The sequence below is a fragment of the Ruminococcus sp. RTP21359st1_H3_RTP21359_211015 genome, assembly GCF_040909065.1.
GTDB lineage: Bacteria > Bacillota > Clostridia > Oscillospirales > Ruminococcaceae > Hominimerdicola > Hominimerdicola aceti.
Genome location: NZ_JBDGDD010000001.1, coordinates 34778 through 56725, shown reverse-complemented (window position 1 = coordinate 56725; position 21948 = coordinate 34778). Strand labels below are relative to the sequence as shown.

General features: G+C 45.2%; 22 protein-coding genes. 10 read left to right on the top strand and 12 right to left on the bottom strand.

Features of this window, described 5'->3' with window-relative positions; all coding sequences use genetic code 11:
• Window positions 1–217 precede the first annotated feature (217 nt).
• Both fabG and AB5Z01_RS00240 read right to left on the bottom strand, forming a co-directional pair.
• Window positions 218–949 (bottom strand): 3-oxoacyl-ACP reductase FabG, encoded by a 732-nt coding sequence (fabG, locus tag AB5Z01_RS00245; RefSeq protein ID WP_256320326.1) that lies wholly within the window; start codon window positions 947–949, stop codon window positions 218–220.
• Between the two features lie 64 nt (window positions 950–1013).
• On the bottom strand, window positions 1014–1208 hold the full coding sequence (locus AB5Z01_RS00240) for a hypothetical protein (RefSeq protein ID WP_287214736.1): 195 nt from the start codon (window positions 1206–1208) through the stop codon (window positions 1014–1016).
• Window positions 1209–1345: 137 nt separating this feature from the next.
• On the opposite strand from AB5Z01_RS00240, the gene AB5Z01_RS00235 reads away from it, so the two are divergent.
• Window positions 1346–1894: a hypothetical protein gene (locus tag AB5Z01_RS00235; protein WP_302510925.1), complete on the top strand. Its 549-nt coding sequence runs from the start codon at window positions 1346–1348 to the stop codon at window positions 1892–1894.
• A gap of 90 nt (window positions 1895–1984) precedes the next feature.
• On the opposite strand, the gene AB5Z01_RS00230 is transcribed toward AB5Z01_RS00235, so the two are convergent.
• From AB5Z01_RS00230 to AB5Z01_RS00205, 6 genes are all read right to left on the bottom strand, one after another.
• Window positions 1985–3457: a hypothetical protein gene (locus AB5Z01_RS00230; RefSeq protein WP_368365181.1), complete on the bottom strand. Its 1473-nt coding sequence runs from the start codon at window positions 3455–3457 to the stop codon at window positions 1985–1987.
• The gene (locus AB5Z01_RS00225) at window positions 3454–4014 is read right to left on the bottom strand and encodes an RNA polymerase sigma factor (protein WP_117863449.1); all 561 of its coding nucleotides are present in this window, start codon (window positions 4012–4014) and stop codon (window positions 3454–3456) included. The genes AB5Z01_RS00230 and AB5Z01_RS00225 overlap by 4 nt, the downstream gene beginning before the upstream one ends.
• 200 nt (window positions 4015–4214) lie before the next feature.
• Window positions 4215–5213 (bottom strand): aldolase catalytic domain-containing protein, encoded by a 999-nt coding sequence (locus tag AB5Z01_RS00220; protein WP_368365180.1) that lies wholly within the window; start codon window positions 5211–5213, stop codon window positions 4215–4217.
• Window positions 5214–5529: 316 nt separating this feature from the next.
• On the bottom strand, window positions 5530–6795 hold the full coding sequence (locus AB5Z01_RS00215) for a 2-hydroxyacyl-CoA dehydratase (RefSeq protein WP_287214742.1): 1266 nt from the start codon (window positions 6793–6795) through the stop codon (window positions 5530–5532).
• Complete coding sequence (locus tag AB5Z01_RS00210) at window positions 6795–9773, bottom strand: acyl-CoA dehydratase activase-related protein (protein WP_287214744.1); 2979 nt, start codon at window positions 9771–9773, stop codon at window positions 6795–6797. The genes AB5Z01_RS00215 and AB5Z01_RS00210 overlap by 1 nt, the downstream gene beginning before the upstream one ends.
• 207 nt (window positions 9774–9980) lie before the next feature.
• On the bottom strand, window positions 9981–11507 hold the full coding sequence (locus AB5Z01_RS00205) for an AAA family ATPase (protein ID WP_022287729.1): 1527 nt from the start codon (window positions 11505–11507) through the stop codon (window positions 9981–9983).
• Between the two features lie 354 nt (window positions 11508–11861).
• Between AB5Z01_RS00205 and AB5Z01_RS00200 the strand changes: the two genes are divergently transcribed.
• The 9 genes from AB5Z01_RS00200 (at window position 11862) to AB5Z01_RS00160 (ending at window position 18041) form a co-directional block, all read left to right on the top strand.
• Entirely contained in the window at window positions 11862–12704 is an 843-nt protein-coding gene (locus AB5Z01_RS00200; RefSeq protein ID WP_118159061.1) for an aldose 1-epimerase family protein, read from the top strand.
• Complete coding sequence (gene dtd, locus AB5Z01_RS00195) at window positions 12704–13165, top strand: D-aminoacyl-tRNA deacylase (RefSeq protein ID WP_117863443.1); 462 nt, start codon at window positions 12704–12706, stop codon at window positions 13163–13165. Before AB5Z01_RS00200 ends, dtd begins: the two co-directional genes overlap by 1 nt.
• On the top strand, window positions 13162–13503 hold the full coding sequence (locus AB5Z01_RS00190; RefSeq protein ID WP_287215265.1) for an arsenate reductase family protein: 342 nt from the start codon (window positions 13162–13164) through the stop codon (window positions 13501–13503). Before dtd ends, AB5Z01_RS00190 begins: the two co-directional genes overlap by 4 nt.
• A gap of 104 nt (window positions 13504–13607) precedes the next feature.
• Window positions 13608–14402, top strand: a complete 795-nt coding sequence (locus AB5Z01_RS00185) for an amidohydrolase family protein (RefSeq protein WP_117863442.1) — start codon at window positions 13608–13610, stop codon at window positions 14400–14402.
• Between the two features lie 247 nt (window positions 14403–14649).
• Complete coding sequence (locus AB5Z01_RS00180) at window positions 14650–15063, top strand: SH3 domain-containing protein (RefSeq protein WP_118156922.1); 414 nt, start codon at window positions 14650–14652, stop codon at window positions 15061–15063.
• Window positions 15064–15077: 14 nt separating this feature from the next.
• Complete coding sequence (locus AB5Z01_RS00175) at window positions 15078–15584, top strand: DUF6106 family protein (RefSeq protein WP_117857854.1); 507 nt, start codon at window positions 15078–15080, stop codon at window positions 15582–15584.
• A gap of 2 nt (window positions 15585–15586) precedes the next feature.
• Window positions 15587–15970, top strand: coding sequence for a holo-ACP synthase (gene acpS / locus AB5Z01_RS00170; RefSeq protein WP_022287736.1), 384 nt, complete (start codon window positions 15587–15589; stop codon window positions 15968–15970).
• Window positions 15963–17486, top strand: coding sequence for an NAD(P)H-hydrate dehydratase (locus tag AB5Z01_RS00165; RefSeq protein ID WP_242994526.1), 1524 nt, complete (start codon window positions 15963–15965; stop codon window positions 17484–17486). Before acpS ends, AB5Z01_RS00165 begins: the two co-directional genes overlap by 8 nt.
• A gap of 60 nt (window positions 17487–17546) precedes the next feature.
• Window positions 17547–18041: a hypothetical protein gene (locus tag AB5Z01_RS00160; protein ID WP_147338150.1), complete on the top strand. Its 495-nt coding sequence runs from the start codon at window positions 17547–17549 to the stop codon at window positions 18039–18041.
• A 48-nt stretch (window positions 18042–18089) separates the two neighbouring features.
• Here the strand turns inward: AB5Z01_RS00160 and AB5Z01_RS00155 are convergent, their stop codons facing one another.
• From AB5Z01_RS00155 to AB5Z01_RS00140, 4 genes are all read right to left on the bottom strand, one after another.
• Entirely contained in the window at window positions 18090–18956 is an 867-nt protein-coding gene (locus AB5Z01_RS00155; protein WP_287215271.1) for a hypothetical protein, read from the bottom strand.
• A 247-nt stretch (window positions 18957–19203) separates the two neighbouring features.
• A complete protein-coding gene (locus AB5Z01_RS00150; RefSeq protein ID WP_287215273.1) occupies window positions 19204–20079 on the bottom strand; it encodes an NPXTG-anchored protein in 876 nt (291 codons plus the stop codon).
• 206 nt (window positions 20080–20285) lie between these two features.
• Complete coding sequence (locus tag AB5Z01_RS00145; RefSeq protein WP_117863439.1) at window positions 20286–21047, bottom strand: amino acid ABC transporter ATP-binding protein; 762 nt, start codon at window positions 21045–21047, stop codon at window positions 20286–20288.
• A gap of 11 nt (window positions 21048–21058) precedes the next feature.
• Window positions 21059–21769 carry an amino acid ABC transporter permease gene (locus tag AB5Z01_RS00140; RefSeq protein ID WP_041337372.1) on the bottom strand — a complete coding sequence of 237 codons (711 nt, stop codon included), beginning with the start codon at window positions 21767–21769 and terminating at the stop codon, window positions 21059–21061.
• Window positions 21770–21948: the final 179 nt, after the last annotated feature.

Below are 21948 nucleotides of genomic sequence, written 5' to 3'. Positions count from 1 at the left end.
GTAGGGGCTTGGCTCAATTTCGGTTTCACCGAAATGCGACAGCCCGATATTTCTCGCCCGTTGAATTGTTGAAAAATATCACACAATGTCACCCCAAAATAATTTGGCATCAAGGATATGGCAACCACAGCATCGCTCCCCTACACATTTCAAAAAGCGGTGCAAAATTACATCATATCACAAATTGCAGCGTAAAATGCCCGTCACGGCGAGTGACCTATATCCAGCACCCGTCCACTCTGACGACCTGCCCGTGAATGTAATCTGCTCCCTCTCCACTGAGAAAACGCACAACATTCGCCACATCTCTCGGCTTGCCTATCCTGCCTGCCGGTATGTCATCAACTATCACACGAACATCTTCCTCCGTCAGCTCGCCGTTCATTTTCGTGTCTATCATTCCGCAGGATACGCAGTTCACCCTTATACCGCTTATAGCAACTTCCCTCGCCAACGCCTTCGTAAATCCTATAAGCCCAGCCTTTGCCGCCGAGTATGCAACCTCGCAGGAAGCTCCCTTTTCGCCCCATACGGAGGTTATATTTATCACATTTCCACTGTGTTCCCTTATCATCTCAGGAAGCACCGCCCTGCTCATACGCATTACGCCAAGCAGATTAACGTTCATCATCTCGCATAGCTTCTCGTCAGTCATGTCAGTGAAAAGCTCTATATCCGCTGTGCCTGCGTTGTTTACAAGAAGCGTAACAAAGCCCAAACTGTCCCTGACTTCCGCCACGCATTTATCTATACTGTCCTTGTCGCCAATGTCGCAGTAAAAAACCTCTGCACATAAGCCACGCTCTTTAAGCTCAGATACCAAAGCTTCCGCCGCCGCCCTGCCATTCTTGTAGCATACAGCCACCTGCCAGCCGTCCTCAGCAAGCGCCCTGCATATCTCCGAGCCTATCCCACCAGAGCCACCTGTTACCAATGCTGTCTTTTTCATAAAAATACCCCCACAGATCATGATATACTGTAATTATATCACACCTGCGGAGGTTTTTCAACGGCTACTTTTCGTTCTCGTCTACCCATTTTCTCGCCCAGCCTGCATTCTGCTCCTGACGATTGTATACTCTGCCGTTTGGCGCAGTGTAGTTGTCCGTCACAACATATTCCTGATCTGCCGAGATAACGTCATGGGGCTTGTATACCTTCGTTCCGTCTGAAGCCTGCGGGAAACGGCTCTTGTCACGCTTTTTCATGGCTATCACTCTCCTTTTTATGTTATTATTCTGCCCGAGGCTTTTGTGATTATCAGATGAAAAATCTGCATAACAGTTGAAAATATCACGATAACGTGGTATAATCATCTTATACTATTTTTATCGGGAGTATTAAAATGGAAAAATACAACAAACAAAAAGCTATACTCACCGCACTGCTGAAATGGGTGGAAACAGAGTTCTTCGGAATTTTCGTATTTCTCTTTTTTATCGCAGTTGCAAAGCCTTTCGGAGCATTGGCAAATATAATTTTCGGTCTTACAGGACTTCTCACAGTGGTCTGCCTTATGGCTGACTTTGGTCTGAAACAGGGAGAGGAAGCCAGAAATAAGGTCACATTCCACGGTGAAAAGGATTGCCCTAACTATGGCTTCACACTTGGTCTTATTGCAAGCATACCATGCTACATAACAATGATACTGCTGATGATATCAAAATTCAGCGGTTCGTTCAACTTCATGCCTGCCTATAAGCTTCTCGACGCCTGCTTCTATCCTCTTATAGATTGGGCTGCCCACTCCGCCGACGTGAAAGATATGTCCCCGTTTGTTTTCATCATGACCGTCATATTCCCTCTTCTCTATCCATTTGCCACATGGATAGGCTTCAAAATATCCTACAAGCAGATAGACGTAAAAGAGCGTGTGGTCTACAAGCACAAATAAAATCAAGCCTGCCGTATCAGTCCGATACGACAGGCTTTTATCTTTTTTATCGAAAAAACTCAGTTCTCCACTATACATTAAACTATTTCATTACTGAAAATCTATCTCTATATCTTTTAGCGTCACATAGTTTACTCCATTGCAGTTTTTATCGCTTGCAGTGTTTGCGATAAGCGTTATCTTTGCCGTGCCTTTCACGTAGTCGGCACCAATATCCGTCTTGTTGTCATACGTGTAGCTCTCTCCGGCTTTGAGCAAAGTGTTCATGGTGTTTCTGTCGCCATTTTCGCCATAGCTCGTGGAATTGCCCTTACTGTCCTCTGTGGTGATATACTGGTCAGTCGTGAAGTCAAGCGCCATGTCCTTGTCCCAGTTGTTTGTGTAGGTAATATGGCTTATGAACTCGCCTCCGCTTACCTCATAGGAGTATTTCGCCGTGAGCCTGCCGTCCTTTGTTGTAAAGGTATTGTCCCCAACGTCCTCAAAATAGTCGATATATCCAATATCAACTTCGTCAGCCATATCAGAATCGTCCTTGGCAACAGAAGTCACAGCTTTCTCACTAGGGTCAACATCGTCAGCGACCTCAGCGTTTTTCTTTACGTCAGTGTATTCGCAGTTCTCATTGAGCCAGTTTTCAAGCTTTTCTGCCTTTTCACCGCCTATGTCAAATTTTAATACATCTCCTGCAAAAAGCTGAACATACAGATCTCCGTTAGCAGTAAAATAAGCCGTACCGTTGGCGTCAAGTCTTTCTACATAGAAGCTTATTGTTATTCCGCCCTCAATGTAATATTCATCATCATTTGTTACCGACAAATTAATATCAGGGTCGCTCTCATAAGCATCGCCCTCATAGACCGCATTGTATGAACCATTATCGTCCTTTAACAAGTCAAGCAGCTTTGAGATGTCAGTATTAGTATACTTTCTGAGCCTGCCCGTTTCTGCATCATTGTAAGCATAGTCCACATGAGCCGTTTTTTCAAGACTTACGTCATTTATTATGTCATCAAGGGTCATATCGACTTTGTAATCAGGTGAGTATTTCCAATCATCATACCACGCCACAGAGCCGTCATCAAAGACCACCGCCAGATAAACGCTTGGTGACAAGTCCTTTATTGAATAAATATCCGCTTTTGTTGTTTCCTTTTTGTTTGTCTCATAGTTTTCCGTTTCAAGAGTCATGGTGGTGAGCTTGCTGTCAAGAAAAGACTTATCAACATGTCCCATTGAAACATATTCCACATCGTTATATTCAAACGTCTCATATTTTGCATTCATTGCATATTCGTCCCAAGGAACTCTATATGACACTGTTGCTTCCTCGTCTGCCATCTGCTGGTCAGCCGAAGCCTTTGCCTTTATATCTTTGTCCGACCTGCCTGCAAACATCATAACACCCGTCGCCGCAGCGATAACACCGCAGGCCGCCACAGCCGCCCACTTTGTCCATATGGTTTTTATCTTTATGCCGCTGCCGCTCTGTCTGCATTCTTCAATGTAATGCTCGTCAGCATTTTCCAAAGCCTTGAAAATATCCTCTCCTGTTGTTTTCATAAAAGAACTCCCTCCTTTTCAAGCAAAGCCTTTAACTTATTTCTGCTTCTGAAAAGGCTCGCCTTAACTGTGTTCAGGTTCATAGCATACTTTTTTGATATCTCTTTTATAGGCGTTGCAAACCAATATCGCTGGAGAAATATATTTCTGTCTCTCTCCTGCAACTCGCCAAGAAATTCGTTTATAAGCCCCTCAAGATGTCTGCCATCGCAGAGACTCTCGGTGGTGTCATTGTCAGGTATGCACTCGTCAAGCTCCTCCAAGACCGCCGCTATCTCACCTTTTCCACGCTTTGCGGCCTTTGACGCACGATATCTGTCAAATGCGATATTTCTTGTTATCCGCCCGAAAAATGCCGACAGCATTCTGGGTTTCTGTGGCGGAATGGAGTTCCATGCCCTGAGCCAAGTTTCGTTAACGCACTCCTCCGTGTCCTCCCTGACTCCAAGAATATTGTAGCCCACAGAATAACAGTATCCGCCGTATTTTATATCCGATTGTGAAATAGCCTGCTGATCTCTGCTTTCATAAAGCTCAATTATCCTGCTGTCCTCCATTTTTCCGCCCCCTTACATTTAAGCAACACCTCACAAGGCACGCCTAACTTCATTGAAAGTCCTTTCATCTATAATGACGAGATATCCGCCAAAAGGTTTTATGAAAACATAAAATAATTATAACATATGATAAAAAATTATGCAACACAAAAACGGCGTCCCACATCACTATGGAAACGCCGTTTATATGAAGAATGATTTTATGACAACTCGTTAAGAAGATCCATGTACAATTCGTTGTAATCTGTTCTGTTATCCTTCAGGAATGCGATAGCCACACGAGGGTGACGGTTGAGCGCACCTGTGAGCATATAAGGCACGTCATAGCCCCACTGTGAACCTTTTGCCCTCTCCTCAGCAACGTACTTTTCAACAAATTTCAGTGTAGGAGTAAGCTTGTAGTTAGGGTTTCTCAGGAAGCTGAGCATCTGCTCCATGAAGCAGTTTCCTGCACCTCTGCCCATTCCGCTCATTGTAGCGTCCGCAAAGCTTGCGCCGTGAGAAATGCTCTCGATAGTGTTTGCAAAAGCGAGCTGCTGATTGTTGTGCATATGAACGCCCACCTTTTTGCCACTAGCCTCAGCCACCTCGCAATACTGCGCAGTAAGTCTTCTCACCTGCTCTGGGAAAAGTGAGCCGTAGCTGTCAACAAGATAAATAACGTCAACAGGGCTTTTTGCCACAAGGTCAAGAGCCTGTGCGATATCGTCCTCACGGCTTGCAGAAACAGCCATGATGTTGATAGTAGTTTCATAGCCCATATCGTGACAGTAATTTATCATCTCCAGCGCACCAGGCATCTGATGAGTATATGTTGCGATCCTTATCATGTCGATAACGCTCTCACTCTTTGGCAGGATATCTTTCTTGAAATCACATCTGCCAACGTCAGCCATAACAGAAAGCTTCAGAGGGCTGTCATTCTCGCCCACGATAGCTCTGATATCCTCCTCATCACAGAACTTCCACTTACCGAACCCCTTGACGTCAAAAAGCTCCTTAGAAGCCTTGTAGCCGAACTCCATGTATTCAACGCCTGATTTTATGTTAGTTTTATAGAGTTCTTTTACAAACTCGTCTGAAAATCCAAAATTATTTACAAGACCTCCGTCACGGATAGTTGCGTCCAGAAGCTTTATATCAGGACGATATGACATAAGGTCACCTTTCTGATTTATTGTCTTTGCCTGATTTGCCATTGTGATTACTTCCTTTCCAAAAGCAGGTTCTTATCACGCCTGTATAAAATTTATCACTTTAAAGATTTTATGCTTTTAAGCTTTTATGTATTAAAGTATAACACTATTTTTCTTCCCTGTCAATAGCACCAAAGCCCTTTAAACACATTTTTTACATTTTAATAATATTTCCCGTCATTTTACACCCAACTTTTATATACTTCTCCCTATGAAGCTTCTGCCCATTTGTAAAATTCGCCGAAAAATCATCATACGACTTGACAAAATAACCCCCTCAGAGCCACGCTCCAAGGGGGTTTTATCTTTCTGTTCTCTATTAATCCATGACCGCATTAGCAAGCATAAGCTTGATACGGTTCTCCTGATTGACCTTTGTCGCACCCGGGTCATAGTCGATAGCGACTATGTTTGCGTCCGGATAAGCCTGCTTGATAGTTCTTGACATACCCTTTGCAACAATATGGTTAGGCAGACAGCCGAATGGCTGAGTGCAGATTATGTTCTTTGTGCCTGTTTCTGCAAGAGCCGCCATTTCAGCAGTGATGAGCCAGCCCTCGCCCATTTTTACGCCCTGACTGATGTACTTGTCAGCACACTTTCTAAGGTGTTCAAAATCATGAGGCGGCTGGAAAATGCCCTGCTCGTTGATGACCTTTATCTGCTGCTTCTGGAACTTGTAAAGCACGTCATAACCAATGCCGTACATAAGAGTGCGGCTGGTTTTCTTGTCATAAAGCTTCTCGTCGTTGATAGCGTCCGACGCACAGTAAAGCACGAAGTCCAACAGTCCCGGCACATTAGGCTCACAGCCCTCAGACAGCAGAAAATCGTTAAGGTGATTGTTCGCAAGGGGTGAATACTTAACGTATATCTCTCCCACGATACCGACCTTAGGCTTCTTCTCCTTTGTCCTCGGCAGTGCCGCAAAGTCTTTGAGCATAGCATTGTAAATGCTCTTTGTGTGCATATATCTGCTCGGGGTAGCAAACAGCTTTCCAAGCCTGTGCTGCCACCTTGCCAAAAGCTCGTCCGTAGAATTTTTCTCTATCTCGTAAGGCTTGCACTGATTGTACAAAAGCATGAGCATATCACCGTAAAGCACAGCATAAATAAGCTTCATTGCAATGGCAGGGGTGATATCTATGGAAGCGTCCTTTTCAAGTCCGCTGAAATTCAGCGACAGAACAGGTACTTCAGGGAACTGCGTTGACAGCGCCTTTCTTATAAGGTGGATATAGTTTGAAGCACGACAGCCGCCGCCCGTCTGCGACATAAGCAGAGCCGTGTGTTCAAGGTCATACTTGCCGCTTTTGAGAGCGTCCATAAACTGTCCGATAACAAGAAGCGCAGGATAGCAAGCGTCATTATGTGTGTTTTTAAGTCCCTCGTCTATAACGTTTCGTGAGCAGTTTTGCAAAAGCTCCATGTTATAGCCGTATTTTTTGTATATCGCCATGATAAGCTTGAAGTGTATAGGAAGCATATCAGGTATAAGTATAGTGTATTCCTCACGTCTTGACTTGTCAAAACAAGACCTTTTTACTCTGTCCGAGCCTGCGTGTTTTATCTCTTTTCCAGCCATTACATTGCCTCCTTGTCCATTTTCTTCTCAGCATTTGCGCTGGCTTCTTTTTCCTCCAGTGCCGCCGCCAAAGACCTGAGTCTTATCTTAGCCGCACCGAGATTCGTTATCTCGTCTATCTTTAGCTGAGTGTAAAGCTTGCCCTTTTCTTCAAGTATCGCTCTTACCTCGTCTGTTGTAACAGCGTCGATACCACAGCCGAAGGATACCAGCTGAACGAGCTGCATATCATCATTCTCGCATACATACTCTGCCGCTCTGTAAAGCCTTGAATGATAAGTCCACTGATTGAGAACGTCAAGGGCAGGAGTGTCCACCTTCATCGCCACGCTGTCCTCAGTGATGACCGCAAAGCCAAGAGAAGCGATAAGCTTGTGTATTCCGTGGTTTATCTCAGGGTCGATGTGGTAAGGTCTGCCTGCCAGAACGATTATCTTCTGACCCTTAGCCCTTGCCTCAGCGATTATCTCCTGCGCCTTAGACTCGATATCCCTATGGTATCTCACCTGCTCAGAATAAGCCTTGTTAAGCACTCCAAGCACCTGCTTTGCAGTGATGTTATACTTTGAAAGCGCTCTTGCCATTGCCTTTGCAACGTGCTTTTTGATGTTTATGTCAAGATAAGGCATGATGAAATTATCATCATTCAGCTTGTCATTGTTAGCCTTTAGAAGCTCAGGATAATAAGCAACAACAGGACAGTTATAGTGATTGTCCGACTGACCCTCGTCAGCATTGTAGCTCATGCAAGGATAGAAAATAAAGTCCACACCCTTGTCAAGGAGGCTCTCTATATGGCCGTGACAAAGCTTTGCAGGATAACATACCGTATCAGACGGAATAGTTTGCTGACCCTTGTAATATGTATCTCTCGTTGACTCCTCAGACAGCACCACCTCAAAGCCAAGGCTTGTGAGCAGTGTTGAGAAAAACGGCATAAGGTCATAATAAGACAGCGCAAGCGGCAGACCTACCTTTGCAATAGGCTTTGCAGGCTTGTTGTCAGCATAAGAGAGTATCTTGTTATACTTATACTCTATCATGTTTTCCGTTCTGTCGGTTATCTTTATGCCTGCACCCTTTTCACAGCGGTTTCCGGAAGTAAATCTTCTGCCGTCATTAAATCTTATTATAGTAAGGTTACAGTGCGCACCACAGCCACCGCACTGAACGGCTCTTGAATTGTAAGCAAATTCTTCAAGCTGTGCCTTTGTAAGAACGCCTGACTTGCCGTCCCTGCCCTGAGATTTTTCTTTTGCGAAAAGCGCACAGCCGAACGCACCCATAAGTCCCGCAATGGCAGGTCTTATAACGTTTCTGCCAAGCTCCATTTCAAATGACCTGAGCACAGCGTCGTTAAGGAACGTTCCGCCCTGAACGACTATATTCTTGCCAAGCTCGTCAATAGACTTGGCTCTTATTACCTTGTAAACTGCGTTCTTGATGATAGACGAAGAAAGTCCTGCAGAGATATCCTCAACGGAAGCTCCGTCCTTTTGCGCCTGCTTTACAGATGAGTTCATGAACACTGTACATCTTGAGCCAAGCTCCACAGGTGCTTTTGCAAACAGACCGAGCCTTGCAAACTCTGCAATGTCATATCCCATTGCACCTGCAAAAGTCTGAATGAACGAGCCACAGCCTGATGAACAAGCCTCGTTGAGCATAATGCTGTCGATAGCGTTGTTTTTTATCTTGAAGCACTTGATATCCTGTCCGCCGATGTCGATGATAAAATCAACGTCAGGGCAGAAATAAGCCGCCGCCTTATAGTGCGCAACAGTTTCAACTATACCATAGTCAACGCCCAGACCTGCCTTTATAAGATCCTCACCGTAGCCTGTTACCGCAGAAGCCTTTATGTTAAGCTCAGGGGTAGCAAGGCTGTAGATCTCCTCAAGCTTTGAAGCGATTATATCCAGCGGCTGACCCTTGTTTGAGCAGTAGTGCTGATAAAGAAGCTTTCCGTCAGGTGTGATAAGCACAAGCTTTGTGGTTGTCGAGCCTGCGTCTATGCCAAGATAAGCGTCGCCCCTGTAAGTTCTTATATCCTCATATTTAAGGTCAGACTTCTTGTGTCTTTCCACGAAAGCATTATATTCCTCACGGCTTGCAAACAGTGGCTTGCCTACCACGATATTGTCAGTAGCCTTTGCGTTCACTATCTTGTCAAGAGCTTCGTCTATAGTCATTTCCTCCGCCAGCGTGTCAGCATGAAGTGCCGCACCGAAAGCCATATAGCAGGAAGAATTTTCAGGAAGAATAGCGTGTTCCTCGTCAAGGTTCAAAGTAGTTCTGAATGCCTTTCTCAGTGCACTGAGATATGTAAGCGGACCGCCAAGGAAAAGCACCTGACCGCCGATCTTTCTGCCCTGCGCCAGACCCGAAACTGTCTGGTCAACAACAGCCTGAAAAATAGACGCAGATATGTCCTCTTTTCTCGCACCCTGATTGAGCAGCGGCTGAATATCAGACTTTGCGAAAACACCACATCTTGAAGCGATAGGATAAGTCTTTTCAGCCTTAAGAGCAAGGTCGTTCATCTCGTCAGGGGTAACGCCCAAAAGTCCTGCCATCTGGTCGATAAAAGCACCTGTGCCACCTGCGCAAGAGCCGTTCATACGCTGTTCAACGCCCCCTGTGAGGAAGATTATCTTAGCGTCCTCACCGCCAAGCTCAACCACAACGTCAGCCTTTGGATACTTCTTGTTTACAGCGATAAAAGCAGAAAAGACCTCCTGCACGAAAGAGATACCGCTTGCCTCAGCGATGCCAAGACCTGCCGAGCCTGTTATGGCTATCCTGAACTTGTCCTCAGGATAAAGCTCTCTGATAGCACGCAGCTGCTCAGCCACCGTTTCCCTTACCTTTGAAAAGTGTCTTTCATATTTGTTATAAATAAACTCGCCCTCGTCAAGAATTACCGTCTTGACCGTGGTCGAACCTACGTCTATGCCTAAATCATAAATCTTGCCCATAGTAAAAACCTCACTGATTCTCGTTTATACACTCTTAGTTATTATATCACACTTTTTCGCAAATTACAAGCTTTTTATATTAACAAATATGTATCTGAAAACTACCTATAAAGCTAAAACGGGCGAACACTGTTCGCCCCTACAATGCAACTATTACAATGTATGGCAAAATGCGTTCGCCCGTAAATATTCATTTTTTATCTATGCTTATTCCTGCTCTAAAAGGCAATCAGTAAGATTAAGGTCATAGAGATTGTTGTAGGTAGGCTGCTGAACAGGCTCACCTGCAAGTCTGTAGAACTGCTCTGAGCCGTACTTCTTGATGAAGTTTGTGGTGTGGCAATTTATTTTCAGCTCCTCGATAAACTTCTTCATAACATTGCTGTCAGCGCCATAAGCATTCTCAAGGAAGTCAAAAGCGTATTTCAGACCATTCATAGACTGCTGTGTAACGTTGTTTGCGCCATGGAGCAGATTGTTGAAGGAGTTCTGCAAAATAACAGTACAGCGGTTTTTGTTATCTCTTCCCTCGTTCGTACACTTATCAAGATAAGCTTCCAGATTGTGGAGTATCCAGTGCTGGATCTTCTTGTTAGACGGCGAGATATTTCTTGCTCTTACCGCCTTGTCAAGGCTCTTGTTGCAGTCCATGATGTGTTCACTGATTATCTGACGGCATGAAAGACCATTGTTTATCTTCACAAGAATATCTTCCATTCTTGGGTGGATAAGTCTTATCATCTTCTCCATTTGGATACAGCTTCTCATTGTGTATGTGATGCCGTCCATAAGCAGATTCATAAGAGCCACAGCTTCCTCAGTGCCTGCCGCTCTTGCGTCAGCAATGTTCTGAGCAGTTATGCCGCCCTCGAGGATAGCGTCAACGTCATATTTCTCACGATAGTAGTTGAATCTGTCATAATATTCCGCAAAGCCCTTTGAGAACTCTGGGTTCTGTACATACTGAGCAGCCAGAGCGTGGTCAACAAGGATACCGCTCTCCTCATAAAGCTGCATCATTTCAGAAAGGTCCTCCCAGCCACGGGCAGTAACAAAGCGGTAGTTGTTCTTATCGCTTGCGTCTACCATATAATAATGGTCAGGGTGAAGCTCAAGATATGATATGATAGCTGGGTGAACGCCTGCATAGTAAGCATATTCTTTCCAAACGTCGAAATCGGGCTGACACTCGACCCTCTTAACACGGTCGAGAGTAACGATATCGAACTCAGAAACAGACTTGTTGAACTCAGGCGGGTTACCTGCTGTAACAACTACCCAACCTGCCGGAACCTGATGAAGTCCGAAAACCTTATACTGCAAGAACTGGAGCATTGCAGGAGCAAGGGACTCGGAAACGCAGTTGATCTCATCGAGGAAGAGAATACCCTCTTTGATGCCAGTGGCTTCGATAGTGTCATAAAGAGTAGCCACGATCTCACTCATCGTGTACTCGGATATCTGCACGTCAGCACCGGTGTAGTTTCTATGTACAATAACAGGAAGACCGAGGGCAGACTCTCTTGTGTGGTGGGACATGGAGTAGGTAACAAGGTTTACGCCAGTTTCCTGAGCTATCTGCTCCATGATAGCGGTCTTACCGATACCAGGTGCGCCAAGCAGGAACACAGGTCTCTGATGTTCTATGCTAATTCGGTAATCGCCAAATTCGTCTTTAATGAGATAGGCTTGTATTGCATTAAGTATCTGTTGTTTTGCTTCTTTAATATTCATAAACATTTCTCCTCAGTGCAGTCTGAAGCTGTGAACAAAAAGCACTGCACAATTAAATAATCTTACCATTTTATTATAGACTATCTCCAAATTAAAGTCAATAGTCATCACAAGTTTTGTCAGCTTACACAAACAATTGAAAATATTTTAGTTATTCTGTATCAAAGTCATAAAATTTAACTGTTAAAATATTGATATCAGAACAGAATTTTCAACAGACTTTTAAGTTTTTTCAAACGTTTTCGCCCATGCCCCGCCCGACCCCATGACCTCACTGCTCACTTGGTTTTGACATCTCCCAAACAATGTGCTATAATAATAAGGTATAAAATTTTTCTCTCGGAGGTCATATCTATGCTTTATGAAATAAAAAATGATAAACTATCTATCTCAGCCGACACTTTCGGTGCTGAGCTTCACTCTATCAAACTGGACGGCAAAGAATATCTCTGGCAATGCGGCGACGCTTGGAAACGCTACGCTCCTATTCTCTTCCCGTTCATATGCTCCCCTAAAGACCGCACCTACAAGGCAGGCGGTCAGGAATATCACATGGCTGCAAACCATGGTTTCGCCCGTGACAGCGAATTTACATACGCTGGAAGCACCAAAAATTCCGTAAGCTTTCTCCTAAAAGATAATGACGTGACCCTCGCTCAGTATCCTTACCACTTTGAGCTTGAAGTCACCTACTCCATAAAAGGTTCAAAAGTCACCGTCACAAACACAGTAAAAAACACTGATGAAAAGGCTATGTACTTCTATCTCGGCGGTCACCCTGCTTTTATCTGCGATATCCAAGGTGGCAAATGCACAGTTGAGTACGAGAAAAACGAGCATATCGTTCAGCCTATCCCAAACGGCGAGAGGACTATCCTTGACGGTGAAAAGACTATCACTCTCACAAGAGAGCTTTTCGACTATGACGTTATCATGAAAGACCACCCTGCTTCAAAGGCTGTCACCCTGAAAAAGTCTGACGGCGGCTTCGTAAAGCTGTCATTCCCACATTCTGACTGCATTGCAGTATGGACTTCCACAGGCAACCCTGACGCTCAGTTTATCTGCCTTGAGCCTTGGACTAGCGTGCCTGTTTACGAGGACGACGCTTTTGAGGATATCGAAAACAAGCCTCACGCTATCAAGCTTGCACCTGAAGCTGTTTACACCTACAGCTACACCGTGGAGGTGGGCTGATGAGGGCGGTAATACAGAGGGTCACAAGTGCAAAAGTTGAGGTCGAGGGCAAGGTTACAGGCGAGATAGGAAAGGGCTTTCTGATACTTTTCGGAGTAGGCCAGGAGGACACTGAGGCTGACTGCGACAAGCTTGCAGACAAGATATCAAAGCTTCGCATTTTCGCTGATGAGAACGACAAGACAAATCTTTCTATAAACGATGTTGGCGGAGACATTCTTTGCGTTTCACAGTTCACCCTCTATGCAGATTGTCACCACGGCAACCGCCCGTCATTTATCTATGCAGGCAAGCCTGATGAAGCCAACAGACTTTATGAATACTTCTGCAAGGTCTGCGGTGAGAAAATTTCAGGCAAGGTAGAAAAGGGCGTTTTCGGTGCAGACATGAAAGTTTCACTGCTCAATGACGGTCCTTTTACTATCATTCTTGAATGCAGAAACGGAGAGATAATTCCATGAACATACAGATATTCGGCAAGTCAAAATCCTTTGACACAAAAAAGGCTGAACGTTATTTCAAAGAGCGTGGAATAAAGTTCCAATCTGTTGACCTGCCTACAAAGGGGCTTAGCAAGGGCGAGCTTAACTCAGTGCTTGCGGCTGTGGGCGATATTGACAAGCTTATCGACCCAAAGGCAAAGGGAGAGCAGGCAATGCTCATAAAATATCTTGGAAGCACCGAGGAAAAGATAGAAAAGCTTCTTGACTATCCCGAGCTTTTTGCCGCACCTATCGTAAGAAACGGCAAGAAAGCCACAGTAGGCTTCTGCCCCAAGGTGTGGAAAAGCTGGGAATAGCCCTAGATGAAAATACTGTGAAAATTGCCGATATTCGTTGAAAGAAGCTTGAAAGTGTGGTATAATACCATATGGAAGAGTATTTTCAGAAAGAGATGTTTTAAATGGTAATTGATTTTCACGTTCACGCCTTTAATCCAAAGGTAGCGGAAAAGGCCGTTGAAAAGCTTCAGGCTTGCAGTGGAATAACTCCTTTCACAAGAGGCACTGCAGAGGAAACCATACAGCGTTTTGACGAATGGGGCATTGACAAGGGCGTGCTGTTATCAGTGGCAACAAAGCCTACTCAGCAGAGAGTTATAAACGATTGGTGTGCTGAACAAGACGGCGGAAGATTTATAAGCTTCGGTGGAATACACCCTGACGCTGATGACTATGAGCAGGAGATAGCCCACATAAAGAAGCTTGGACTTCACGGCATAAAGCTTCACCCTGATTATCAGGGCTTTATGATAGATGATGAGCGCATGGACAAGATATATGATGCCATTGAAAGAGCCGACCTGCCTGTTATATTCCATTCGGGCTATGACTGCGTTTCCCCTGACCTTATCCACTCCACACCTGAGAGGGCGCTGAACATGATAAAAAAGCACCCTAAGCTCAAGGTCATTCTTGCACATCTTGGTGCAAACATGATGTGGGAGCAGGTGCGTGACGTTTTGGCAGGAGTTGACGGTGAAGTTTATTTCGACACCGCTTTCACAAGTATGTGTCCTGACGAGCTTATGCAGGCTATCGTTGAAAAGCATGGGGCTGACAGGATACTTTTTGCAAGCGACTGCCCTTGGGACAGTTCCTACCTTATAAAAGAAAAGATACTGCGCTTGAACATTTCCGAGGATAACAAAGATAAAATTCTCGGTGGCAACGCAGAAAGACTTCTTGGCTTAAAATAAAATTGTGTAAATTCTGAAAAGAGGATATAAAAAAATGAGATCAAAACTGCTTGCGGCTGTGCTGGCTTGTTCTGCGGTTTTCGGGCTTGCGTCATGTGGGGCAATGCTTCCAGAAAGCTCCTCCGAAACGGAGACCACCACGGGTACTGCCGCCCAGAGAGTTATAGAGACCACAAAGACCGCCACAATGGGCGACGATTATGATGAGGACGATGAGGATTACGAGGGCTACACCACCACCACTTCCGTGACGGCAGGCACACTTGAAAACCCAGACGTAAGCATTGACGAAGGCTACGACCCTGACATAATCGCAACGGCAACAAAGAGGACGACCACCACCACAACCACAACATCTGCCGAAACAAAGGCGACTAAAAAGACCACCACCACAAAGTTCAAAAAGGACGCACTTTTCCCTTTGGGTGATGATGTGAAATACCCTGATTCTATCCCATTTCTTGTAAAGTCAGACACCTCTTATCTTAATCTCAGATATGGTCCGTCAAAGAAATATGACGTGATAGAAAAGATACCTGACGGCAAGACCATAAACGGCTACGGCGAAAGAACAGACGGCGACGGAAACATATGGGTATATGTAAAATATAACAATAAAAGCGGCTGGGTAATGAAAGAGCTTCTCAGCGGCACTGAATAAACGGAGGACAAATAATGGACAGCTTCAAGGAACAGATAGTTCGCAAGATTCCCACAAAGAACGATAAGATACAGAAAATTTTCATCATGATAGCAAGCGTGGCACTTGCCGCACTGTGCTTTATCTTCCCTTTCGGCACACAGTTTTCTGTAATAGGCATTTTTCTTGCCGCCGCCGCACTTTATGGCGGTTATTATCTTACAACAAAACTCGATGTGGAGTATGAATACATTTTCACAAACGGAGAAATAGACGTTGACAAGATAACGGCTCAGCGTTCAAGAAAACGCCTTATCACATTCCGTTGCGGCAGTGCGACAGATTTCGGCATTGCTGACGAGAATTTCTCTGTACCTGAGGGCGCAACACAGGTCCTTGCCTGCGCTTGTGACGATAGCCTTACAGACTACTACATAACATTCAACCACAAAAATCTCGGGCTTACAACTGTTATCTTCACACCAGATGATGATATGCTGGAGCTTATGAAGCCTGCGCTTCCGAGAACACTGAGGAAATAAAAATGAAAATATTTGTCGGAACTGATCTTATTGAGATCGAACGCATAAAAAAAAGCTGTCAGAGCCGACGTTTCTGTGAAAGGGTTTACTCCGAAAAGGAGCTGACCCTTTTTTCACAGAAGAAAAACCCATACGAATCCATGGCGGCGAATTGGGCGGCCAAGGAAAGCTTCGCAAAGGCTTTAGGCACAGGGGTCGAGGGCTTCGCCTTGAACGAGGTGTCATGCTTGCGTGACGAGCTTGGCTGTCCTTATCTGGAGCTTACAGGGAATGCGCTTTTGGCGGCTGAAAATAGGGGGCTGACCTTTGCGGTGTCACTTTCCCACATCAAGGATATCGCTTCGGCAGTGGTGATAGCTTATGAAAAGGAGGATAAAAATGGATAGGATATTGACAGTGGAACAAATGACATTTTGCGAGCATGAGGCTGAAAAATATGGCGTGAGCCTTGCTCAGCTCATGGACAATGCGGCGGCACAGCTTGCGGAGGTCATTGCGAGCAACTCGTCTGCGTCCTCAAAGATAGTGCTTCTTATTGGCAAGGGAAACAATGGCGGTGACGGACTTGTGGCGGCAAATTTACTTGCGGAACAAGGCCTCAAGCCTGCGGTGGTCCTATGCTGTGGCGAGCCTGACACTGACCTCTCCTCGGCAGCGTACGCTAGGCTTGATAAGAGCGTAGAGGTGCTGAAAGCTGAAAATGCGCTGGATTTTATCGAGGGTGCAGACGTGCTTGTGGACTGCATTTTCGGAACGGGTTTTCATGGCAGTTTGCGTGAAAATATCCTGCCAGTGTTCAGAGCTTGTGAAAAATGTGAAGGCATGAAGATAGCCTGCGACCTGCCGTCGGGAGTCAACGCACGGAATGGTCAGGCTGACAAGCTGTCGTTCAAGGCTGACGTGACAGTGACCTTTCATCGTGGCAAGCTGGGTCTTTATTTACAGCCTGCGGTGGACTTTTGCGGTGAAATTCTGGTAAAAGATATCGGTATTGACGAGCGTTGCGAGAATACCCTATACCCTGTTATAACGCCTTTTGACGTAACAAAGGCAAGGGCGGCACTGCCTTTTAGACCTGCTGACGGACACAAGGGCACGTTCGGCAAGGTGGTGAGCGTGGCAGGCTCGGAGAGCTATATAGGTGCGGCAGGGCTTTCAGCAATGGCGGCAATGCGAACAGGCGTGGGGCTTTTTGAGCTTTGCACTGCCAAAAGCGTAGTCAACTCCCTGTCGGCTGGTATGTATGAATGTACATACTCGGCTATGAAAACTGACAAGGACGGCTTTATGGTGGCCGAAAATGCGGAGGCGATACTGAAAAAGTGCGAAAAGGCAAGCTGTTTGCTGATAGGCTGTGGGCTTGGTCACACGGCTCAGACAGAGAAGCTTGTGGCGGAGCTTATTGAAAATGCGGAGATACCCATAGTTTTGGACGCTGACGGAATAAATTCACTTTGTCCGAATATAGATGTACTGTTGAAGAAGAAAAGTACAGTTATCCTCACCCCTCACCCTGCGGAGCTTGCAAGGCTTTGTGGCGTGACGGTAGGCGAGGTCATGTCGGACAGACTTGGGTTTGCATATAGGCTGTCAGAAAAATATGGTGTGACGGTGCTTGCGAAGTCGGCTGACACCTTTGCTGTGGACGGTGGAAAAGTTTATCTTTGCACCGAAGGCACAACTGCGCTTGCAAAGGGTGGCTCAGGGGATATGCTTGCAGGCATTGTTTCCTCCTATGTGGCTCAGGGGTGCAACGCTCTTGATGCGGCGGCACTTGGGTCGTTCACACTTGGCTCGACGGCTCTACTTGCAGGATACAAAAGATCTGAGCGTGGAATCATTGCAAGAGATGTTATTGACGCTTTGCCACGATTTTTGTATGACCTTGAAAACGCCGACTAGGCTGTACTAAAAACAAAGACCTTCTTCTTATGAAGAGGGTCTTTTTTAATGGAGGGCAAAATGAAAAGAACAAAGGCATTTTTTCTCACGATTTTGGCGGTAATGGGCTTATGCTCCTGCGGTGAAAGCACCGAAGTCAAACCCGTAAAGCTGGCAGAGGATTACAAGACCCCAGCTGAGTTCACCATTGACGGCACGGAATACGTCGCAAGCTTCACCCGTGAGGGCGCAGATATGTGGGAGTGTGAGATAACTGCGCCAGAAACTGTCAGCGGTATGGTGATAACCTGCTCAGGAGAAAGCGCACGACTTGAATACAAGGGTTTGACCTACGAAACTGACCGAGGAAACATACCCGAAAGCTCCGCTGTCACAATGACTGCCGCTGTGCTTGACAAGCTTATTTCACAGAAAGGCGTGACGTATCTCAAAAATGACAAGGGAGATATCACCGCCACGGGTCAGATAAAAGGGCAGGATTTTTCGGCTAAAATCAATGGTGGAAAGGTAAAAAGCCTGGAGATATCAGGTGAGGTAAGCGTAAAATTCACATAAAAAAAAGGTGCAGAGAAAATCTGCACCTTTCTTATGTATGGAAATAAATTATTTACCAAAGTTTGCGCAAGCGATAACGTTACCATCCTCGTCCTCAAATCTGAGGTCAGCAATGTAGAAATCAGCCTGGTTTGGAATGCCCCATCTCATAAGTGAAACATACTGTGGTTCAGTTGAGTTTACAAATGTAGCGCCGTCCTTGATACCAGGTCTCATTGTAAGCTCATAGGAACCCCACTCAGAAGTCCACTCAGCCTCGCCGAAGTCATAGAGGTCGTTCCAACTGTTTTCACCTTCACCTGTTGTAGGCTGTGTAACGAATGCACCCATGAAGTTACCAGGAACGAGTGATTTTGTGCCGTCGTCACCTGTGAACTCGCCAACTGCCTTTGTAACTACGTCAGCCTTGATAGTGAAGATCTTCTCAAGATCAGCCTCGTGACCCTCAAAGAACTTCTCCATGTGGAACTTGATCTTAGGGATCTTGTAGTTGCCATTATCCTGATCGAGAGTCTCGACCTTGAGCATTGGAATACCTGCAAGCTCCTCAATAGAGAGATTTACATGAGACTCATCGTTCTCGTAATCCTTCTCAGCGAAAGGTTCAACGATAGAAGCAACGTCCATATCCTTCTTGAAATATACAGAAGCCTCCTCATAGTTCTTCAGAGTAGCTGGCATTTCGGAAATATCCTTTGCAGCCTCACCCTCAGACTCTGTGCCGGAAGCGGCTGTTGAATCAGCTGTTGACTCAGGAGCGGCTGTTGTTGTAGTAGCCTCTGTTGTTGTAGCAGCTGTAGTTGTTGTAGTAGTTTTTGCCTCAGCCTTTGATGAAGAATCATCAGAGCTGCCGCAAGAAGCGAACATAGCACTTGTAAGTGTAAGTGCAAGAGCGCAAGCTAAAAACTTTTTCATTTTAATAACCTCCGTTTAATTGTCATGCTATACACATAGCCTGACCTATATTTACTTTTGTATTATAACATAATTGTCACATATTTTCAATATACTATTTGCACAATTTAAGCACATGATTTCATATGTTTTGCACAGAAATCGTTTACAAATTAGTGCAGGTTACACAAACGAAAAAAACAGAGCTTCCCGAATGACAGAAAGCTCTGTATAAATTCACTTATTCAAGTGTGTTATCTGAGAGAGATTACTTTCTCTTAGAAATAACGATAGCTGCACCAGCAAGTGCTACGCCAGCAAGTGCAAGACCAGCTGTTGCGCCTGTAGCTGCTGTGTTGTCAGAAGCTGCTGCGGAAGATGTAGCTGTTGTAGTTGTTGTGCCAGCCTTTGAAGATGTTGTGCCAGCTGCTGTTGAAGATGTAGCTGCTGCAGAAGACTTGTCGTCCTTCTTAGAATCGTCCTTCTTAGAATCTGTGCCTGAAGGTGTTGAATCAGCTCCAGAGCTTGACTCCTCAGCTACTGGCTTCTTCTGAACTTCCTTCTTGTCCTTGTTAGAACCAGCCTCGAAGAGAACGTTGCCGTCAGCGCCAAGAACCTTCATACCTACAACGTCGATACCCTTAAGGTCTGCTGCCCAGTTGTTGATACCAACTGCTGCGTAATTATCAGCATCGCCGTCTGTTGTTGCGAAAACAGGAGCGTCGCCGAGGTATTCAAGAACGTATGTGCCTTCCTCTTCTGTTGTGTAGCAGAGAGTATCCTTTGGCTTATCGTCCTCAATCCATGAGCCGCCAGCCCAGTCCTTAGCGTTCCAGCCACCAGACTTTGAGTTGAAGTTGATTGATCCGCCACCGCCGATCGTGTTCCAATCGTTGTTATCAACCTTGATTGTGAATGAAGCACCGTAAACAGTTCCAAGGTCAGCAATAGCATCCTTGTTAGGCATATCTTCGTCCTTACCATTGAAGTATACAGCGAAGAGGTCATCCTGAGTCTGTCTAGCGATTTTAAGAAGGTCATCGCTTACGTTGAGCTTTGTGCCTGCTGCGGATGCTGGGATCATTGCCATAGAAGCTACGATAGCTGCTGCTGACATACCAGCGAGAATCTTAGAAATTTTCATCGTTAATCTCCTCCATATGAATATAGTTTTATGAATTGTCATTCAATTCTAGTCTTATTATAGCAGACTTTCTCCCTAAAATCAAGGGGTTTTCACTTTTTTTATTCCAAAAAGTGTTGAAATTTCTAACAATATTGTCACACTTCTTTTGTGCATTAATCACAGAAAACGTTATCATTTTTTGCTTTTTACAACAATTGTCAGTCCTATCTGTCATTGAATCTCTGCAAGAACTGCTTTGTTCTTTCGTTCTGGGTCTGACCGAAAACTTCCTCCGGAGTACCCTCCTCCACGATATAGCCGTCGTCCATAAAGATAACATGATTTGCCACATCACGGGCGAATGCCATTTCATGGGTAACGATGACCATGGTCATTTTCTCTTTGGCAAGCTCTTTTATTACCTTTAATATCTCCCCTGTAAGCTCAGGGTCAAGTGCGGAAGTCGGCTCGTCAAAGAAAAGTATCTGCGGTTTCAAAGCCAATGCTCTTGCGATAGATACTCGCTGCTGCTGACCGCCTGAAAGCTCGCAGGGATAGGACTTGCCTTTAGTTTCGAGTCCCATTTTTTTCAGAAGCTCTTCGCAGTTGGCTTTTGCCTCCGCTTTTGGCTGTTTAAGGACATGGAGAGGGGCTTCCATTATATTCTGATTTACAGAAAAGTGCGGAAAAAGGTTGAAATTCTGGAATACAAGACCTATTTTCAGGCGGATATCCCTGAGGGTCTTAGAGGGTGCATACACCGCCTTGCCATTTTCTGTATGGAACATATTCACGCCGCCAACGTTTATCTCTCCACCGTCTGCTTTTTCAAGCTGGTTTATACAGCGCAGAAGCGTTGATTTACCGCTTCCTGACGGACCTATTATTGCGACTACCTCGCCCACCTCAACGTTAAAAGAAATATCTTTGAGTACCTTAAGGCTGTCAAAGCTTTTAGAAATATTTTTCACTTCAAGAATAGCCATATGAGTTCTCCTTATTTATAATAATCGAATTTCTTTTCGATAACGGCAAATGCCACCGTCACGATAGCGTTGAGTACGAAATAGAATGCGCCTGCGATAAAAAGCGGTGTTATTGAGCTGTACAGATTCATCTGCTGTTTTGCCTTCATTGTTATCTCAGCGAATGCGATAACGTTTGCGAGTGAGGTATCCTTTACAAGGACGATGACCTCATTCGATGTGGCAGGGATAACACGCTTTGTGACCTGGGGCAGGATTATTCTAAAAAATGTCTGCATTTTCGTCATGCCGAGCATTGAAGCCGCTTCGTACTGTCCCTTTGGGATAGCCTCGATACCGCCTCTGAATATCTCTGCGAAATACGCCGCATAGTTAAGGACAAATGCCGTAACAAGGGCGATAAACATATAGTTCTCGTTGTTTTTTATATTGGTAAGCACGTCATATACACCGCCTGTTTTGCCCTGCTTTGCAGCACTTGCGATAATAAGCGGTACTGCATAGTAGATAGCGATTATCTGAAGCATGAGCGGTGTGCCACGCATGACAAGTATATAGAGATTTGTCAGCCACGAGATAGGCTTGAAGCGGCATTTTTTCAGCATTGTCACAAGCACTCCCACAGGTATTGAAAGCACGATGGTCCATGCAAAAAGCTTCAGTGTATTAGGCAGGAACTCCAGCAGGATCTCCGTGACCTTTTTTACTTCCTCAAAAGTCATAAATATTCATTCCTTAACAAAATATTACGATAACACGTCACCGTATCAGCGTATTAATACATTATACTACATATTTTGCGACTTGTCAAACAATTTAGTGAGGAATGAGGTTGAATGAGGAATGAGGAGTGAGGAGTGAGGAGTGAGGAGTGAGGAATGAAGGTATCGCCTGCGGCGAT

Excerpts from the sequence above, each read along its gene's own strand:
- fabG (WP_256320326.1), bottom strand. The coding sequence starts at position 949 with ATGAAAAAGACAGCATTGGTAACAGGTGGCTCTGGTGGGATAGGCTCG.
- AB5Z01_RS00240 (WP_287214736.1), bottom strand. The coding sequence starts at position 1,208 with ATGAAAAAGCGTGACAAGAGCCGTTTCCCGCAGGCTTCAGACGGAACG.
- AB5Z01_RS00235 (WP_302510925.1), top strand. The coding sequence starts at position 1,346 with ATGGAAAAATACAACAAACAAAAAGCTATACTCACCGCACTGCTGAAA.
- AB5Z01_RS00230 (WP_368365181.1), bottom strand. The coding sequence starts at position 3,457 with ATGAAAACAACAGGAGAGGATATTTTCAAGGCTTTGGAAAATGCTGAC.
- AB5Z01_RS00225 (WP_117863449.1), bottom strand. The coding sequence starts at position 4,014 with ATGGAGGACAGCAGGATAATTGAGCTTTATGAAAGCAGAGATCAGCAG.
- AB5Z01_RS00220 (WP_368365180.1), bottom strand. The coding sequence starts at position 5,213 with ATGGCAAATCAGGCAAAGACAATAAATCAGAAAGGTGACCTTATGTCA.
- AB5Z01_RS00215 (WP_287214742.1), bottom strand. The coding sequence starts at position 6,795 with ATGGCTGGAAAAGAGATAAAACACGCAGGCTCGGACAGAGTAAAAAGG.
- AB5Z01_RS00210 (WP_287214744.1), bottom strand. The coding sequence starts at position 9,773 with ATGGGCAAGATTTATGATTTAGGCATAGACGTAGGTTCGACCACGGTC.
- AB5Z01_RS00205 (WP_022287729.1), bottom strand. The coding sequence starts at position 11,507 with ATGAATATTAAAGAAGCAAAACAACAGATACTTAATGCAATACAAGCC.
- AB5Z01_RS00200 (WP_118159061.1), top strand. The coding sequence starts at position 11,862 with ATGCTTTATGAAATAAAAAATGATAAACTATCTATCTCAGCCGACACT.
- dtd (WP_117863443.1), top strand. The coding sequence starts at position 12,704 with ATGAGGGCGGTAATACAGAGGGTCACAAGTGCAAAAGTTGAGGTCGAG.
- AB5Z01_RS00190 (WP_287215265.1), top strand. The coding sequence starts at position 13,162 with ATGAACATACAGATATTCGGCAAGTCAAAATCCTTTGACACAAAAAAG.
- AB5Z01_RS00185 (WP_117863442.1), top strand. The coding sequence starts at position 13,608 with ATGGTAATTGATTTTCACGTTCACGCCTTTAATCCAAAGGTAGCGGAA.
- AB5Z01_RS00175 (WP_117857854.1), top strand. The coding sequence starts at position 15,078 with ATGGACAGCTTCAAGGAACAGATAGTTCGCAAGATTCCCACAAAGAAC.
- acpS (WP_022287736.1), top strand. The coding sequence starts at position 15,587 with ATGAAAATATTTGTCGGAACTGATCTTATTGAGATCGAACGCATAAAA.
- AB5Z01_RS00165 (WP_242994526.1), top strand. The coding sequence starts at position 15,963 with ATGGATAGGATATTGACAGTGGAACAAATGACATTTTGCGAGCATGAG.
- AB5Z01_RS00160 (WP_147338150.1), top strand. The coding sequence starts at position 17,547 with ATGAAAAGAACAAAGGCATTTTTTCTCACGATTTTGGCGGTAATGGGC.
- AB5Z01_RS00155 (WP_287215271.1), bottom strand. The coding sequence starts at position 18,956 with ATGAAAAAGTTTTTAGCTTGCGCTCTTGCACTTACACTTACAAGTGCT.
- AB5Z01_RS00150 (WP_287215273.1), bottom strand. The coding sequence starts at position 20,079 with ATGAAAATTTCTAAGATTCTCGCTGGTATGTCAGCAGCAGCTATCGTA.
- AB5Z01_RS00145 (WP_117863439.1), bottom strand. The coding sequence starts at position 21,047 with ATGGCTATTCTTGAAGTGAAAAATATTTCTAAAAGCTTTGACAGCCTT.
- AB5Z01_RS00140 (WP_041337372.1), bottom strand. The coding sequence starts at position 21,769 with ATGACTTTTGAGGAAGTAAAAAAGGTCACGGAGATCCTGCTGGAGTTC.